The following is a 16,420-nucleotide window of genomic DNA, read 5'->3' on the forward strand; positions in this document are numbered from 1 at the left end:
TACGCCTGGCTCAAGTCAGCTCCCGCACGCGAGGAACGTGCCCGGGCTGATGCCGAACTCGCTGGGCGGATCAGGGCCGTCCACGGCGAGGACAACACCCAGGGTGCGCCACGGATCACCGCCGAGCTCAACGACGGCACCCAGCCCCAACGATCGGGTCAACCACAAGCGCGTCGCCAGGGTGATGCGCGTCGAAGGCATCCGCGGCTACGCGAAGAAGCGCCGGGTGCGGACCACCATCCCTGAACCCTCGGGGCAGAAGTACCCCGACCTGCTCAAGCGGAACTTCACCGCCGATGCCCCGAACCGACGCTACGTCGGAGACATCACCTACCTGCCGTTGACCGACGGCACGAACCTCTATCTGGCCACCGTCTACCTGGCCACCGTCATCGACTGCTACTCCCGGCGGCTTGCCGGGTGGGCTGTCGCGGACCACATGCGCACCGAGCTCGTCGAGGACGCGCTGAAGGCTGCCGCCGCAACCCGGGGCAGCCTCAAGGGCGCGATCTTCCACAGCGACCACGGGTCGGTCTACTGCTCGAAGGCCTACGCCAAGCTCTGCATCAAGCTCGGCGTCACCCAATCCATGGGCGCCATCGGCTCCTCGGCAGACAACGCCCTGGCCGAGTCGTTCAACGCCACCATGAAGCGCGAGATCCTCCAAGACGCCGCCTGCTGGGCCGACGAGCTGGCCTGCCGCCGGCAGGTCTTCAGGTGGCTCGTCCGCTACAACACCCGCCGCCGCCACACCTGGTGCGGCTACCTGTCCCCGTCCACCTACGAGGCCCGCCGCGCCGCTACTCTGCCGACCGCCGCGTAATCACACCCCGTGTCCAAGATCCGGGGGTAGGGCCCTTCAACGAGAAATACCCTTGCGCAATGATTACGTTTCCGCTCGATGGTGAACGAGCAAGAGCCTCCGGCTCTGTTCCCTGGCGTCTCGGCCAGTCGGTCGGCGAAATGTCGCGCTCATGCATGGCATGTCCGTCGACACGATTGAGGGCTCATCTCGATTGAGGGTGTAGTGCGGGTCTGAAGCCTCCTGCTTCGAGGAGGCAACGGGCGATGTAGTTGGTGAGGTTGCGGAATCCGAGGGCGGAGCCGCGGAGGTGTTCGAGGCGGCCGTTGATGGCCTCGGTGGGCCCGTTGGAGGTGCCGGGTCGGTCGAAGTAGGCCAGTACGTCGCCGGGCTCGTTTGCGCAGGGTCCGGCCGAGCTTGGTCAGCTCCAGCAGCGGTGCGGGGACGCTGCTGGTGAGGGAGTCGATGACCTCGACCATGAGTTGGCGTCCGTGGGCCCGGTGTGGGTCGCGGTAGGCGGCGATCATCTTCTGGTAGATCGCCCAGGTCGCGTAGACCTGTGTGTGCTGGTCGGGAGCGTCTTCGGCGAAGAGTCGGGCCAGCCGGTCGGCTTGGGAGTCGGTGAGCAGATCGGTCCCGGTCAGCAGGGTGCGGCGGGCTGTGTAGAGCGGGTCACCGGCGTGGCCGCGGTGGCCGTGGGTGATGAGCTGGATCCGGCGGCGGCACTCCTCGAGCGCTTGGGCGGCCAGGTGAGGTCGACCCGGGGCGCGGTGCCAGCGTTTCGGCTGGTCCGTTTCCCCGGGCCGCCTCCCGAACCGGACGTGCGACTTTCACCGCATCCGGCTCTCTACGAGGTCGTGCCGATGGTCATGCGGGTGCAGGCTCGGCCCACGGTGTCGCGATGTTGCCCCGGTAGCGGTAGCGGGTGACCGCCACGCCGGCGGGGTCGAACAGGACGACCCCTGCATGTTGGGGCCACCACCCCTGGACGGAGTAGCGGCGACGCAGGGCCCTCCAGCCGGTCTTGCGGTGCTTGTCGCTGAGCCAGCCGACCACCCGTGTCCACGTGTAGTGGCGCAGGTAGCCGAAGGCCCGTTTGGACACCCCGTGCTGGAAGTACCGGGTCCAGCCCCGCAGCAGGATGTTCAACTGCCGCAGCAGATCGCTGAGGGGCTGGTTCGTTCCTTGCTGGGCAATTGCCTTGACCTTTCGACGGACGGCAGCCAGCGACTTGCGGGCCGGGAAGGTGTAGACGAACGACTTCGACGTGCCCGGCTTGCGGTGCCGCTGGATGCGGAACCCGAGGAAGTCGAAGCCTTCATCGATGTGGACAACGGAGGTCTTCTCCTGCGACAGACGCAGCCCCAGCGGGGCGAGTACGTCTGTCGTCTCCTGGCGCAACGCCTCTGCGTGCTCACGCTTGCCCGACACCACGACGACGAAGTCGTTTGTCAACGCCGCGCGAAAACTGACCCCCTGGCGTCGTCTGAATTTTGACCCCTCTTCGGTTGGTCCGGTCAGCGGTTGCTGGCCGGAGGTGTGTTGGCGAGTAGGTCGCGGTGGGTCCGGGTGCGGTAGGACTCGCCGGTCAGCGTGAGGACCTCGGCGTGGTGGACGAGGCGGTCGATCATGGCCGCGGCGACGATGTCGTCGGAGAAGATCTCTCCCCACCTGCCGAAGGGCATGTTCGAGGTGACCAGCACGGAGCCTTGCTCGTAGCGGCCGGCGATGAGCTGGAAGAACAGGTTCGCAGCGGTGGCGTCGAAGGGGATGTAGCCGACCTCGTCGATGATGAGCAGCTTGTAGCGGCGCAGCCGTTTCAACTCGTGCTCGAGGCGTCCCTGGTCGTGGGCTGCCTGGAGCCGGGTCAGCCAGCCCACCGCGGTGTCGAACAGCACGGGGTGGCCGGCGTGGGCGGCCTTGACGCCGAGCGCGACCGCGAGGTGGGTCTTGCCGACACCGGGCGGTCCGAGGAGCACGACGTTCTCGGCCTTGGCGACGAAGGTGGTGGTGGCCAGGTGCGCGAGCACGTCACGACGCAGTGCGGGCTGGTGGTCGAGGTTGAAGTCCTCCAGAGTCTTCACAGCGGGGAAGTGCGCGGCACCCATCCGGATCGCAGCGCCGGAGGCTTCCCGGTCGGCGACCTGGCGAGCCAGCACAGCGGCGAGGTACTCCTCATGGGACCAGTTGCTCTCACGGGCCGTGGTGGCGAGGTCGTCGAAGACCCGCCCGATCGTCGGGGTCTTCAGCACCCGCGTCAGGTAGGCGATCTGCGAACCGACATCACCGCTTGTCGGGCTACCGGTGGCGGTCATCGCACGACCTCCAGCCCGTCGCCCAGCCCGTCGCCCAGCCCGTCGCCCAGCCCGTCGCCCAGCCCGTCGCCCAGCCCGTCGCCCAGCCCGTCGCCCAGCCCGTCGCCCAGCTGGAAGTCGGTGGCGTTGATACCGAACAGGGCGTCGTAGTCGGGCAGCGCACGCAGCTGGACGGGATGCCCGTCGTCGTGGCGACGAGCCCCGCGTGTCGCGGCGGCGCGTGCGGCCTGGTCGTGCTTGTAGGCGGTCCGCAGTCGTGCAGCGGTCGCCACGTGGGCCGGGTCGGTGACGGTCTGCCGGCGTGCCCAGCAGCGCCGATGATGGGCCACGACCCGTCCTTCGCAGCGGACGGTGACGTGGTCGAGGTCAGCGACCACGTCGACGAGTCGCCCGATCACGGCGGGATCGACGGAGTAGTCGACCGCATCCAGCCGCACGTAGTACTCCCGGCCGAGCCGAACCCGGTGGTGCCAGCCGACCCGTGGCGCGACCGGCGGGAGCACAGTCATCGCTGCCAGGTCGATGTCCAGGTGGTCGACCGGCCGACCACCCGCACCGGAGCCCGTCGCCGGCGCCAGCGAACGGACCTTGCGCTGGTTCGCGCGCGGGAGCCACTCGGCGAGCTGGGTGTTGAAGTCCTCGGGGCTGGTGAACGACCGGCCCGGCAGGAATGAGGACTCGAGGTAGCCGTTGTGGCGCTCGACCATGCCCTTGAACTCCGGGTCACGCGGTGGGGCAAGGATGATCCGGGTGGCCAGGGTGCCCGCGAACGCCCCCGCCGACCCGGTCACAATGCCGCCCCCGCCGATCGCGGACTCCCGGTCCCACCACAGTCGCTTCGTGACCGCGCCCAGCTCGGTGATCAGCGCCCACATCCCCGCCAGCAGGTCGCCGGCGGTACGGGTCGGGATCATTCGAGCGCTGATGTGCCGGGAGTACGCGAGCGTCATCACCAGCACCGGCAGCATCGCCATCTGCCCGCCGCCGACCGGGATTCGTGGCTCGGGGAACCACAGGTCGCACTGCGTCGTATCGCCCGGCTTGTGGACGATCCGGTCGACCGGGTCGATCCCGCGGTACTCCGGACGGATCAGGCGAACCCGGTCCTTGAGGACCGTGATCGAGCGAGTCCACCCGATCCGCTCAGCGATCACCGTGGCCGGCATCGTCGGATACTCGGCCAGCAGCACCCGGATCTGCGGCTCGACCGCGTCCACAATCGACCCAGCTGCCGGCCGCCGATACCGCGGCGGATCGTCCGAGGCCAGCGCCGCACGAACCGTGTTCCGCGCGACACCAAGCCGCCGCGCGATCTCCTTGATCGGCACCTGCTCAGCCCGATGCAGCCGACGAATCTCTGCCCAGTCTTCCATCTTGATCACCCTCCTCAGGGTCGAGGAAGGGGGTCAGATTTCAGGTGACGCATGGGGGTCAGTATTCACGTGTCGGCGACAGGAGTTCTGTCGTTTTCGCAGGCCCGAGCGCTCGCCAGGGCCCATAGGCAACGACCCCTACGTCGTCATGACCGGCGACAGCGACTGCACGTCGAGCGCAGTGAGCGTCCGCGAGGCCCGGTGAGATGACAGGCAACCCCGACTCACGGCTCAGTTGCGGAGTCTGAATCTGAGGGTGGATCGGGTGCCGGGTGGTCCGGTGCGGTGGATCTCGTAGGCCCATCGGGGGTCGTGGACCATCCGGTGGTGCCGCCAGCACAACAACCGGCCCTCGGCGAGGTCGGTGGGCCCTCCTTGTGACCAAGGATGGTCGTGGTGCGCCTGACACCGGTGCGCAGGCGTCTCGCACCCCTCGGCGGTGCAGTGCCGGTCCCTCACCGCGAGGACGAGGCGTTGGCCCTTGGAGTACAGCCGCTGCCCACGACCCAGGTCCAGCGGCACCCCGTCACCATCCAGGACCACCGGGACCAGATTCGCTCCACACGCCAACCTGCGCGCGGTGGCCGCGGAGAGTCGGTCGCCGGTGTCGAGGACCGCCTCACCCAGCCCACCCAGCAACGCATCGAGGGTCATCGTCACCACGACCGTGGCACCGAGGCCGCCGGTGGTGGGCAGATCCCGCTCGGTGAGCGTTTCGAGGAGCTCGCAGAACGCTTCACCGTTCTGCTGCGGCGTGGTCAGATCCTTCTTCGGTTCATGGCCCTCGCTGTTCCAGTGGCCGGGTGCGAGGATCGCATCCAACGCCTTGCGCAGCATCGCACCGTGCAGGGCGGGTAGCTGGAAGCGTCCGAACACGGTCCCGTGGCCGTCGTCGCTCATCGTCAACCGAGCCCGTTGGGCAGCTTGTTCTTCCTCGGCCTCGAGCCTCTTCGCGGCCTCGAGTTCGCCGCGTTCGGGGTCGACGACCTCCAACAGGTGCCGACCCATCACCCGCAGATCCCTGGCATCGTGCAGCGCTGCCTGCTCGACCAGGAACCGTTCGGCCTTCTCCACCACATCGGCATCGAGGTCGTCGGGCAAGTCGTCGAGGGCGCCCGCGATCACGGGTGCCTGCTCCCGGTTCACAGACCCGTCGGCGAACGCGGCCCGGAGTACCTCGTAGCGTTCGAGGGCGTGGGCCAGCCACACCCGTCGCCGCGCCTCGGCACGGGTCAACCGGGCGGTGCCGGCGAGCCAGGCCGAGGTCTGAACGGCGCCGGTGGTGTCCGCCACGACGACCTCGCCCGCGTGCGCCAGCACCCGGTGCTCGAGCTCGACCAGGCGTGACTCCAACGCCGTCAACACACTCAACGCCCCCGCCGTGGCGGCCTGGTCCAGCCCGAGCAGCGACAAGCCCTCGGCGTCGTCCAGGGCAGCGTCGAGTTGCTCGACGACCCGCCCCAGCGGGTGCCACATGCCCGCGATTAGGGGCTCGGCCACCAGTGAACTCATGTGGTCTAGTCAAGCCGCGACCACCGACAATCAGCCCTCGAAAACCGCCCATCCGGCGGCCTCGCCGAAGACCGTGACCCAACCGTGACCTCGCTCCACGCCGGCGCCGAAACTCGTGGCAGGTCAGGTGAAAACTGGTGACGGGTCATCCGGAAACTCGTGGCAGGTCAGCGCGGGATACTTGCCGCTGCCTCACCGGCCGCCGCAGCCGCGATCTTGCTGGGCACGACCGGGTTGCACGGAAAGGCGTAGTGGTGGGAGTGGTGGAACCCGGAGTGACACCGCCCGCGGACGTTGCGGGGCGTTGGTTCTGCTTGCGGGTGGAATGGGAGGAATGGTCCTCGCTGCGCAAGATCCGCGGCCTCGTGTCCGCAGCCGTGGTCTTCTTCGCCCTGCCGGTCGTGTCTCTCGACGTCGAACCGCGTCGCCACTGCGAGGTGTTCATCGTCAGGCGCGACACCGGCGAGACGGTGACCAGGTTCGACCATCCGTATCTCGGTGAGGCGAATGCCCAGGTGCACAGCCTCCTGGGCCGGCTCGAATCCCAGCACGTCTTCGACTTCTGCAGGGGTGTGGACCTGGACGTGGCGCTCGTCTCGGGTGCGGGTCTCGACATCCCCGCTTCGGGATTGGTGGAGTCGGTACCGATCAAGCGAGCAAGGTGACCGCCGATGTGGGCGAGGTCTGCCGCCGATCCGTCGGCCGAGACGGTGGATACGTCGCCGGTTCGACCAGCCCCCGCGATCGGCGTCGGGTGGCCCTACTCCCTCACCCCCGAGGGCCGCACCAGGAGTCGGGCTCGCCGCCGACGCCGGAGAACTGCAGCGAGCGTGAGCGGATCGGTTGATCGGCCGAGCGGGCGAGGACGACGCGGTAACGCCCGCCCGCCCGGACCCACCGACCGCGCTGCTCGCTGTAGTAGCGGAACGAGCGCGGGCCCAGGTGCAGGCGCAGGGTGCGGGACTCGCCGGGGGCGAGTCGGGTGCGTCGGAACTGCGCGAGGGCCTGCGGGGGTTCGCCGGAACTGCGTGGCTGGCGCACGTAGAGCTGGGTGACCTCGGAGCCCGCGACCCGCCCCGTGTTCGTGAGGGTGACGGTGGCGATGGCCCCCTGACCGTCGCGGCGCACCCGGAAGTCGCGGTAGCCGAAGCGTGTGTACGAGCGGCCGTAGCCGAAGGCGAAGAGCGGGGCGATGCCCGTGGCGTCGTACCAGCGGTAGCCGATGCGCGTGCCCTCGCAGTACCGGGCCGTGAGCTGGCCGTCGACGACCGTGCCGGGGAACTGGGCGCGCGTGCGCAGCGGGCCGTCGGCGAGACGGCGCGGGAAGGTGATCGGCAGGCGCCCGGACGGGTTGACGTCGCCGTAGAGGAGCGCCGCGGTCGCGCCCCCCACCTGGCGGCCGGCGTGCCACATCTCCAGCACGCCGGAGACATCGGAGAGCCACGGCATGACGACCGGGCCCGTCGTCTGGAGCACCACGACCGTGTGCGGATTGGCCGCCGCCACCGCCGCGACGAGGCCGTCGCTGTCGAAGGGCTGGTAGGTGCAGGGTGGGCCGCCGGTGGCGCCGGCCGTGATGGTGTCGCAGGTGCCCACGTTGAGGCCGAGGTCGTTGAGATCGGCCTGCTCGGCACTGACCTGCCCGACGAACACGAGGGCCACGTCGGCGGCGGCCGCGGTGGCGGCTGCGGTCGTGGCATTCGACCCGTCGTCGTAGGTGACGACGTCGCCGGCGCGGGCCGCCCGCGCCGTGATCGCCTGGAGCGGGTCGACCACGTCGGCAGCGCTGCCGACGATCGGCACCCGGCCGCTCCCGTACCCGTGGTAGGTGGTCGCCGCGCCGATGGGTCCGGCGTCGGGCCCGATGACGGCGATCCGCTGGCCACCGCCCGTGAGCGGCAGCACCCGGCCGCGGTTCTTCAGCAGCACCGCGCCGTCCTCGGCCATGCTCTGGGCGAGCGCGAGGTGGGCGGGGGTGCGGCTGTCGTTCGCGGCCGCGGCGCCCGCGCTGATCGGGGGGTGCTCGAAGAGCCCGAGCCGGAACATCTCGCGGGAGATGTGGCGCACCATCGCATCGACGTCGCGCTCGGGCACCTGCCCCGCCCGGACGGCGTCCGCGAGCGCCGCCCCGAAGTACGCCGGCTGGTAGGGGGTGGTGCCGGGCATCTCCTGGTCGAGCCCCGCGCGCACCGACGGCACGGTCGAGTGCGTGGCGAACCAGTCCGACATCACCCAGCCGCGGAACCCCAGCTCGCGGCGCAGGAGGTCGGTGAGCAAGGCCTTGTTCTCGCAGGCGTGCCGGCCGTGTACGAGGTTGTAGGAGCACATGACCGACGCGACCCTCGCGCGCTTCACGGCCGTCTCGAACGGCGGCAGGTAGACCTCGTGCAGCGTGCGGGAGTCGGCGTCCTCGGAGACGGTGTTGCGGTCGGTCTCCTGGCTGTTGAGCACGAAGTGCTTGATCGTGGCGGCGACCGGGTTCTCCTGGATGCCCTCGATGGTGCGCGCCGCGATCTGGGCGGTCAGGTAGGGATCCTCGCCGAGGTACTCGAAGGTGCGACCGGCCAGCGGGTTGCGCGCGACGTTGACCCCCGGGGCGAGCACGACGTTGACCCCCTTGGCCGTCGCCTCCTCACCGAGCGCACGGCCGAACGCGCGTGCCCCGCGCCGGTCGAACGAGGCCGCCTGGCTCTGTGCCTGCGGGTAGGCGGTGGTGGCGGTGAAGAAGTCGCCGATGCCCGCGCCGTTGTCGGCCATCACGAGCGGCGGCAGGCACAGTCCGGCGTCGGGGTCGGTCGCCCCGGCCGCGGGCGGGTTCACGTCGCCGCCACCGAGCGGACCGTGCTGGCCGGTCACGAGCGCCACCTTCTGCTCCAGCATCATCGCGTCGACGAGCATCGATGCGCGGCGTCCGGGGGCGAGGCCGGCGTCCATCCAGGGGCACGATGGGTCCGCGGCCACGGACGGCGAGACCTGCGCCGGCAACACCACCGACAACATCCCGAAGCCGATGAGCACGCCGGCCATCCGCCGCGCCGCGCAACGATGCGCAGACGGTGCCGCCGCCCGGGCGTCATGAGCCATCGGAGCCTCCGTACCGGTCCGGGGATCAGGCCCCGGTGGCTGCGAAGAATAGGCCGACAGCCCGGTTCACGCCACCGGTGCGCGGCCCAGCGTGACGGCGGCGGAGTGGGTCGCGCCGGAGGCGTCGCGCCAGCCGACGACGACCGAGTCCCCGACCGCGTGCTGGTCGAGCAGCCGACTGAGCTGGGTGCCGGTGCCCACCTGCGTGCCGTCGACCGTCGTGATGGCGTCACCGCGCGCCAGTCCGGCGTCGGCGGCGCCTGAGTCGGCCACGACCCCCGCGATCTCCAGGCCGTCGCCGGTGAGTGCGACCCCGAGGAAGGGTGTGTAGCCCAGTGTCACCGAGCCGGAGTCGTCGCCGGCCAGTACCTGGGCGAGCACACGCTCGACCCGAGCGATCGGGATCGCGTAGCCCGTGACGTCCACCGACCCGCTGGAGGCGGCGACGTTCATGCCGACGACGTCGCCTGCGGCGTCCAACAGGGCTCCGCCGGAGTCGCCGGAGATGATGTCGGCCTCGGCCTCGAGCAGTCGTCGTAGCCGTACCGCGTCGCCGGTCTCCTCGTCGCTCACGGTGATGGAGCGGCGCAGTGCGGTGAGCGTGCCGGACGACGCGGTGAGCGTGCCGCCGTCCCCGCCCGCGTCACCCACTGCGGTGACGACGGCTCCGCGGGCGAGGGCCGTCGTGGTGTCGGTGGTGTCGGCGAGGGGAGCGACGGTGAGGCCGGAGGCGTCGGAGAGGCGCAGCACCGCGATGTCGCGCCGGGTGTCGTAGCCGAGCACCTCTGCGGTGTAGCTGGCGCCGGTGTTGACCACGGTGACCGTGATCGAGGTGGCGCCCTCGACGACGTGGTGGTTGGTCACCACGAGGCCGTCGGCGCCCACCACCATCCCGGTGCCGGCCGCCGTCGCCTCGCCGAAGTCGACGTCCGAGGTGATCGTGACCAGCCCCGTCGACTCTGCCGTGGTCGCCTCGCTGGTGTCGGTGGTCGCCGTGGTGCTCGGCCCGAACCGGTACCCGCCGTAGGCGCCGTAGCCCTCGAACCCACCGGACCCCCCGTCGGTGGGGGGTGACCACCGGTCGTCGACCTGCACGACTCGCGAGTGCGCCCGGGGTGGGTGCGCCGGCGCCGCTCCCGCGCGGGCGGCAGGCAGGGCGATCGGCAGGGCGAGCACCCCGGCGGCGAGGACGGCGGAACGGCGGCGGGCGGTGCGGGTCATGGCACTCCTCGGATCTGCGAGCGGGTACCACCGACCCTGCGCCGCCCAGGTGTGCCGTGGCTGTGCGTGCTCCTCGCGCCCGCTGTGGGCCACGACCCTCGCGCGAGGGTCGTGGGCGCTCCGCTGGAGGCATGTCCTGGCGGCGTCCGCGAACGTAAAGTCCAGCTATGCGATGCACTCAGTGCGGTACCAAGATCCGAGGCGACGAGACCACCACGTGGTCCGGCTCCACCCTGTGCGGTTCGTGTGGCGACATCTACAACGGCGCGGCCCTCGGCATGATGACCGGCGGTGGGATGGGCGCGAAGCTCACCGACGCCGTGGCCTCGGCCGGCGTGTTCGGATGGATGCGCCGGTGGCGGGAGAGCCGCACCAGGTAGCCCCTCCCTCTGGCACGCTGGCGATGTGAACCGTCGCGTCGGGTCAGCGATCGCCGTCTGGGCGCTGCTCCTCGCTGCGGCGTGTGGCTCGCACGACGCGCCGACCGACGCCGTGTCGTCCGCCGTGCCCAGCCCGAGCGTCTCGACCCTGCCGCCCCTGCCGCCCGCATCGCCCGAGCCGCCCACGGGCAGGTTCGTCGGCGACATGGAGCAGTCGTCGCTCGACGCGGCGGCCGGGCAGATGCAGGTGTGGGTCGACAACGACACCCGCCGCGACTACACCCCCACGCGCATCGTCTACTCCGACCCGCGCTTCCGGGCGCCCGTCGTGGCCACCCGGCTGCGTGACGAGCCCGCCCAGGCGCGCCGCGGCTTCCCGCTCGCCCTGCCCGCCGACCCACGGTGCGACGTCGATGCGCCCGACGGCAGCGGGCGCCTCGTCGTGCAGACCACCGCGGGCCGCACGTTCCGGCTGCCGGTCCTCGACGAGGCGGGTGTGGTGCAGCGCTGGGTCACGAGCCGCTGCTCCGAGCTGGCGCTGGAGCGCGTCGTCCGCATCTCGTGGGCGCCGCGGGTCGACGACGGGGGTGTGGTGAAGGGTGAGATCGGCACGCTCACGCTGCGGTTGCGACCCACCGGCGGCCCGGGCCGCGCGGTGATCGAGACGGTGGGTGGCTCCCACCTGCTCGGCGCCGACGACGGTCAGACGTGGAGCCCTCGCGTCGTGGTGCACGGCACCGACGCCCGGTCGACGGTGTCGCTGTCGATGCTCCCGGCGCGGTGCGACGACCATGCCTTCATGGAGGGCGGCAACGCCACGGCGTTCCGGGTGAACTTCACCGTCGACGGCGAGCCGGGGCAGGTGCTGCTGCGCATGTCTCCGGCGGGCACCACCCACGCGATCGAGTACGCGAGGGCGGCCTGCGGCTACTCCTGACCGTGGAGTCAGCGAGCCGGCCCAGGGCTGTGTCGAACCTCGGCCGCTTGTCGCGACCGCACTACCGATATATCGTTATCGGTATCGGAATACCACCCATAGGAGAAGATCTGATGAGACCCGAACGAGACGACCATCGAGAGCACCGCGAACCGCGCGGTGACAAGCGCGGCCGAGGCCGCCACGGCGGACGCCGCGGGCGCGCCCCACGCGGCGACGTCCGCAGCGCCCTGCTGCTCCTGCTCGCCGAGGAGCCGATGCACGGCTACGAGTTGATGCACCTCGTCGCCGATCGCACGCGCGGTGCCTGGACTCCGAGCCCCGGCACCATCTACCCGACTCTGGGCGACCTCGAGCGCGAGGGGCTGGTGACCATGAGCGACACCTCCGGGCGCCGCGTCGCCACGCTCACCCCAGAAGGCGTCGACGCCGTCGGCGTGCTGCGGGAGACCGGCCAAGATCCGTTCGTGCGGCACGAGCGAGACGAGTCCCTCGGCAGTCTGCGCAGCCAGCTGGAGCAGGTGCACTCGGCCGTGCGCGAGGTCGGCCGCAACGGCACCGACGCCCAGCGGCAGGCCGCTGTGGAGATCCTGAGCACGGCCCGCCGCTCGATCTACCTGGTGCTCGCCGACGAGCCGGTCGAGGGCGTCGACCTCGTCGCCGCTGATCGCGACGAGACCTGACTCTCGCCCCCGCGGCTCGGCCGACACCGCAGCGACGCCGGGGCAGGAAGCGACCGGAGCAGCGAGCCTCCCCGCGCGCGGTCCGCGACTAGGATCCTCGGGGTGAGCATCTCCCTCGACGTCTCGAGGACGACCGCCGATCAGGTGGTCGTAGGCCCCTGCAGCCTGACCGAGACGATGGCGACGCTGCACGTTCTCTCCGCCGCCGACCACCACCCCGAGGCGGTCCGCCTGATCCAGCAGACCACCGAGCGCCTCGACGCCGAGGAACTCGACGCCTTGTTCTCGTTCTCGCCGCTGTGGTCGCGGTTCCGCTGCCGGCTGTTCTTCCCGCTGCTGGCCGGAGCCACGGTCGACTGGGAGGCGACCCTGCAGGCGCTCGCCGACGTCGACGACGAGGTCTTCGTGGTGCTGGCCGCCGAGGGCATCCTCGGGCTGGGCCGGGCCAGCGAGGCCCCGGTCCGCGACCTGGTGGCGCGCGGTGAGCTGGTCACCGCCTGCGCCCGGCGCTCCACCCTGCGAGCCGAGCTGGCCCAGCGGTTGCTGAGCGATCCCGCCCGGTTCCGGGCCGACCTCGCAGAGTTCCTCCAGCTGTGCTGGGACCGCTTCATGGCCGAGCGCTGGCACGAGGGTCGGCGGCGGCTCGACGACGAGGTGCAACGGGTGCGCCTGCTGCTCTCGCGCGGCTTGCCGGAGGCACTGGCGGGGCTGACCGACAACGCCTCACGCACGGTCAGCCCGGGTGTCGTCAGCTTCGACAAGCTCGCCACGCAGCGCATCGAGGTCTTCCCCAGGCGGCTGCACGTCGTACCGTCTCTCGCTGCCTGGCCCCACGTGACGGTCAAGGACTCCGCGGAACGAAGCGAGCTCCCGATCGTGATCGTCTACCCCGTGCGCGGCCTCACGCACGGCATCTCCCAACGGCTGCTGCTGGACCGCCTCGGTGCGCTCAGCTCGGCGAGCCGTCTGGAGCTGTGCCGGCACCTGCTCGGCGAGCCCATCACCACCTCCGAGCTCGCGGCACGCCTCGACATCTCGGAGTCCCAGGTCTCGCGGGCCCTGCGTCAGCTGCGCGACTGCGGTCTGGTGGAGTCCTGGCGACACGAGAAGACGCTGCGACACCGTGTCGTGGTCGAGCGGCTCCAGGCCCTCGGACCCGACATCGTCGCCACCGTCACCCGGTGACCCCGCCGTCCGCGCCGGTCACCGATCCTGCGTCGAGCAGCGAGATCATCAGGCGCGAGGCGCCGTCTCCGAGATGCAGGGTGGTGCGGGCGACCTGCGAGGTGCGGGTAGGCCCCGCAGGGGCGCCGGTGTTGGGGTTGACGTCGAACCGCGGGAAGTTGCTCGAGGAGACGTCGAGCCGGATCCGGTGACCCGCGGCGAACCGGTTCGCGGTGTCGGGGGCGATCACCCGCACGGTGTAGCGCCGTCCGGGCTCCAGCAGCCGGGGTCGGTCGAAGCCCTCGTGGAAGCGCAGTCGCAAGATGCCGTCGGTGATGTTCATGGCGAAGCCCTCGGGGTAGTCCGCGCTGGGCGGGTACTCGTCGACGAGCTTGATCGTCAGGTCGGTGTCGGGAGCGGAGGTCGAGACGGTCACCTCGGCGCTCACCGGCCCCACGACGTCGACGTCGTGCTCGAGCACGGGGGTGCGAAACGACACGACGTCGTGTCGCGCGCTCAGCGGCAGCGAGGCTCCGCTCGTGGTGAGGCTCCGCTCGTCGGTGCGCTGGTCGAAGGCCCCACCGGACATGACCGGCTCGCCCGAGGTGACCTGCCCGCCGATCGTGGGCACGGGGTCGCGGGGGTCGAAGTCGAAGGTGATCCGGCCCATCGCCGTGCTGCTGCCCGGCCAGGCGAGCGCGTTGTCGGCCGTGAGGTCGAGGGTGGTGGGCGTGCATCCCGCGGGTGGCCACTGCGTGGCGGTGTGCCAGCGGCCGCCGTGGTCCAACCGTCCCTCGGCAGTGCGGCGGCCCGTACCGCCCCCCATCACGAAGTAGGTCACCGGTGGCGGCAGTGTGCTCGTCTCGTCGCCACCCGACGGCTGCTCGGGTTGCGCGGTCACGGCGTCGAACCAGCGACGTCGAAACTCCAGGTAGCCGCAGCCCAGGCCGGTGTCGAAGGCGGCGTCGGGCCCGAAGTCGACGTCGCCGGCGTGCGTGGCCGTCCGGGCCCCGTGCGTCCAGGGGCCCATCAGCAGGTGGGAGACGGAGCGGTGCGCGGCCGTCAGGGCCGTGAAGTTCTCGATCGTCGAGCGCACGTACGGGTCGTACCAGCTGCCGACGTGGAAGGTCGGCACGTCCGGGAAGCGCTCGTAGGAGCCTCGCGCATGGATCGCCGGATGCTCCCAGAAGGGGCCGAAGCGATCGTGGGCCCACTGGTCGTAGAGGTAGTCCTCGTACTCCGGCGACCACCGCAGGGGAGACTCACCCCGCGCCCAGGGGAAGATCCGGAACCAGTCGCGCACCCGGTCCGGCTCGACCACGGGCTCGTCGTCCGGGCGCCCGGCACGCCGGGTGCGGGCGTGTCGCAACGCCCAGGTGACCTGCTTGAGCTCGAAGGCTCCGCCCATGCGCATGCCGGCGTCATAAGCGCACGCCAGGCCGCCGGAGTCCATGAACAGGCCAGCCAGGCCACGCGGTGTCAGGGGTGCTGCGGCGGTCTGAGCGTGAGCCGAGTAGGAGACCCCGGTCATCAGCACCCGCCCGTCGCACCACGGCTGCTCCACGAGCCAGGCGACGGTGTCGGCGCCGTCCTCGCCCTCGTTGAAGTACTTGACGAAGACGCCCTCGGAGTCGAAGCGTCCGCGGCAGTCCTGCCGGACCACGACGTAGCCGGCGGCCACCAGTCGCGCCGCGTTCTCGTCGGGGTCGGGCACGGGTTCCCCGGCGCGGTCCTGGTCGGAGACCCGGGCGCGGCGGCGCCCGTAGGGGGTGCGCTCGAGCACCACGGGCCGCGGGGTGTCCACCGCGCCGTAGACGTCGGTGGCCAGCAGGACGCCGTCTCGCATCGCCACCCCGTGCACCTGCGGCTCCATGGATGCATCGAGGCGTGGCGCGGAGCGGGGCTGACGACCGGTCGTGATCACCCGGCCTGCTTCTGGGTCGAGCCGTTGACGACGAGCTCGTCGGCGTCGATGGTGGCCCCCGGGACGCCCCACTTCTCGAAGATGGCGGCGTAGGTGCCGTCCTCCTGCAGCGTGCGCAGGGCCTTTGTGATGACCTCGGCCATGCCCGAGCCGCGGGCGGTCTCGATGCCGTAGGTGGCCGTGGCAGCGGGCAGCGACTGCATGTCCTCGACGGTGACGACCCGGAACCGGTCGTCCTGGGCGGCGGCGAGGCTGTTGGGTGCGGTCGGCGCGGCCACCGCCTGCACGCGTCCGCTGAGGATCGCGAGGTCGGCCTGGGAGAGGTCGGCGTAGGTGTCGACCTCGACGGCGTCCTCGCCACGCTTCGTGCAGGCGGCGCGCACGGCCTCCATCACGTTCTGGGTGCCGGCGCCCTTCTGGACGCCGACCGTGGTGCCGCAGAGGTCGTCGATCGACGTGGGGTCGAAGTCGTCGTCGGCGCGCAGCAGCAGCGTGACGTTGCTCTGGGCGACGTCGCTGAAGTCGACCAGCTCTTGGCGCTCGACGAAGTCGCCGGCCGGTCCGCTGAGGTCGAGGCGACCGGACTGGATGCCCGGGATGGTGGCGTCCAGGGTGCTGCTGCGGAAGGTGATCTTCACGCCGAGCATCGACTCCAGCTGCCGGGCGAGGTCGACCGCGATGCCCTGGAAGTCCCCACTCTGGGTGATCTCGACGTACGGCGGGTTCTCCGAGGCGCCCCACACCAGGGTCCGGCCCTGGAAGGAGTCGGGAACCTGGGCGGCCAGGTCGGTGTCTCGGGGAGCCAGCGACACCGACGTCTGGCTCGAGGGCTCACTGCTGGTGCCGTCGTCGACCGTGCAGGCCGAGCCGAGCAGGCCGAGGGTCAGGGCCGCGGCGGCGAGGGAGAGGGGTCTGCGTGCGGGCATGGGGCTACCTCCGTGGGGCGTAGGGGAGAACGGATGGGGACGGAAGCGGACGGGTGGTCCGGGGGCGAGGGGATGGGGGTCGCTGGGCGAGCGGCGGAC

General features: G+C 70.9%; 12 protein-coding genes and 3 pseudogenes. 6 read left to right on the forward strand and 9 right to left on the reverse strand.

Features of this window, described 5'->3' with window-relative positions; genetic code table 11:
• Positions 1-823: pseudogene (locus ISG29_RS17245) on the forward strand (IS3 family transposase); the annotation flags it as partial.
• A 184-nt stretch (positions 824-1,007) separates the two neighbouring features.
• On the opposite strand, the pseudogene ISG29_RS17250 reads toward ISG29_RS17245, so the two are convergent.
• The 5 genes and pseudogenes from ISG29_RS17250 to ISG29_RS17270 form a co-directional block, all read right to left on the reverse strand.
• Positions 1,008-1,551 (reverse strand): annotated as a pseudogene (locus ISG29_RS17250) (transposase); the annotation flags it as partial.
• 118 nt (positions 1,552-1,669) lie between these two features.
• Positions 1,670-2,257, reverse strand: a complete 588-nt coding sequence (locus tag ISG29_RS17255) for a group II intron maturase-specific domain-containing protein (protein WP_194504706.1) — start codon at positions 2,255-2,257, stop codon at positions 1,670-1,672.
• A gap of 62 nt (positions 2,258-2,319) precedes the next feature.
• Positions 2,320-3,117, reverse strand: a complete 798-nt coding sequence (gene istB / locus ISG29_RS17260) for an IS21-like element helper ATPase IstB (RefSeq protein WP_194504707.1) — start codon at positions 3,115-3,117, stop codon at positions 2,320-2,322.
• A gap of 125 nt (positions 3,118-3,242) precedes the next feature.
• Positions 3,243-4,499, reverse strand: a pseudogene (gene istA, locus ISG29_RS17265) (IS21 family transposase); the annotation flags it as partial.
• Positions 4,500-4,721: 222 nt separating this feature from the next.
• Positions 4,722-6,002 (reverse strand): HNH endonuclease signature motif containing protein, encoded by a 1,281-nt coding sequence (locus ISG29_RS17270; protein WP_194504708.1) that lies wholly within the window; start codon positions 6,000-6,002, stop codon positions 4,722-4,724.
• A gap of 275 nt (positions 6,003-6,277) precedes the next feature.
• On the opposite strand from ISG29_RS17270, the gene ISG29_RS17275 reads away from it, so the two are divergent.
• Complete coding sequence (locus ISG29_RS17275; protein WP_194504709.1) at positions 6,278-6,667, forward strand: hypothetical protein; 390 nt, start codon at positions 6,278-6,280, stop codon at positions 6,665-6,667.
• Between the two features lie 103 nt (positions 6,668-6,770).
• Here ISG29_RS17275 and ISG29_RS17280 read toward each other — a convergent pair whose 3' ends face one another.
• Together ISG29_RS17280 and ISG29_RS17285 are read right to left on the reverse strand one after the other, a co-directional pair.
• Positions 6,771-9,029 (reverse strand): beta-glucosidase family protein, encoded by a 2,259-nt coding sequence (locus ISG29_RS17280; protein WP_194504710.1) that lies wholly within the window; start codon positions 9,027-9,029, stop codon positions 6,771-6,773.
• A gap of 123 nt (positions 9,030-9,152) precedes the next feature.
• A complete protein-coding gene (locus tag ISG29_RS17285) occupies positions 9,153-10,307 on the reverse strand; it encodes a S1C family serine protease (protein WP_194504711.1) in 1,155 nt (384 codons plus the stop codon).
• Positions 10,308-10,474: 167 nt separating this feature from the next.
• Between ISG29_RS17285 and ISG29_RS17290 the strand changes: the two genes are divergently transcribed.
• The 4 genes from ISG29_RS17290 (at position 10,475) to ISG29_RS21075 (ending at position 13,492) form a co-directional block, all read left to right on the forward strand.
• The gene (locus ISG29_RS17290) at positions 10,475-10,687 is read left to right on the forward strand and encodes a hypothetical protein (RefSeq protein WP_194504712.1); all 213 of its coding nucleotides are present in this window, start codon (positions 10,475-10,477) and stop codon (positions 10,685-10,687) included.
• Positions 10,688-10,712: 25 nt separating this feature from the next.
• Positions 10,713-11,624: a hypothetical protein gene (locus tag ISG29_RS17295; RefSeq protein WP_194504713.1), complete on the forward strand. Its 912-nt coding sequence runs from the start codon at positions 10,713-10,715 to the stop codon at positions 11,622-11,624.
• A 113-nt stretch (positions 11,625-11,737) separates the two neighbouring features.
• A complete protein-coding gene (locus tag ISG29_RS17300; protein ID WP_194504714.1) occupies positions 11,738-12,307 on the forward strand; it encodes a PadR family transcriptional regulator in 570 nt (189 codons plus the stop codon).
• A gap of 102 nt (positions 12,308-12,409) precedes the next feature.
• Entirely contained in the window at positions 12,410-13,492 is a 1,083-nt protein-coding gene (locus tag ISG29_RS21075) for an ArsR/SmtB family transcription factor (protein WP_194504715.1), read from the forward strand.
• On the opposite strand, the gene ISG29_RS17310 is transcribed toward ISG29_RS21075, so the two are convergent.
• Positions 13,482-15,344: a CocE/NonD family hydrolase gene (locus tag ISG29_RS17310; protein ID WP_194504716.1), complete on the reverse strand. Its 1,863-nt coding sequence runs from the start codon at positions 15,342-15,344 to the stop codon at positions 13,482-13,484. The two genes, ISG29_RS21075 and ISG29_RS17310, sit on opposite strands and share 11 nt — an antisense overlap.
• A gap of 47 nt (positions 15,345-15,391) precedes the next feature.
• A complete protein-coding gene (locus tag ISG29_RS17315) occupies positions 15,392-16,321 on the reverse strand; it encodes a transporter substrate-binding domain-containing protein (RefSeq protein WP_194504717.1) in 930 nt (309 codons plus the stop codon).
• Positions 16,322-16,420 lie beyond the last annotated feature (99 nt).

This window comes from Nocardioides acrostichi (assembly GCF_015319165.1).
GTDB classification, from domain to species: Bacteria; Actinomycetota; Actinomycetes; order Propionibacteriales; family Nocardioidaceae; genus Nocardioides; species Nocardioides acrostichi.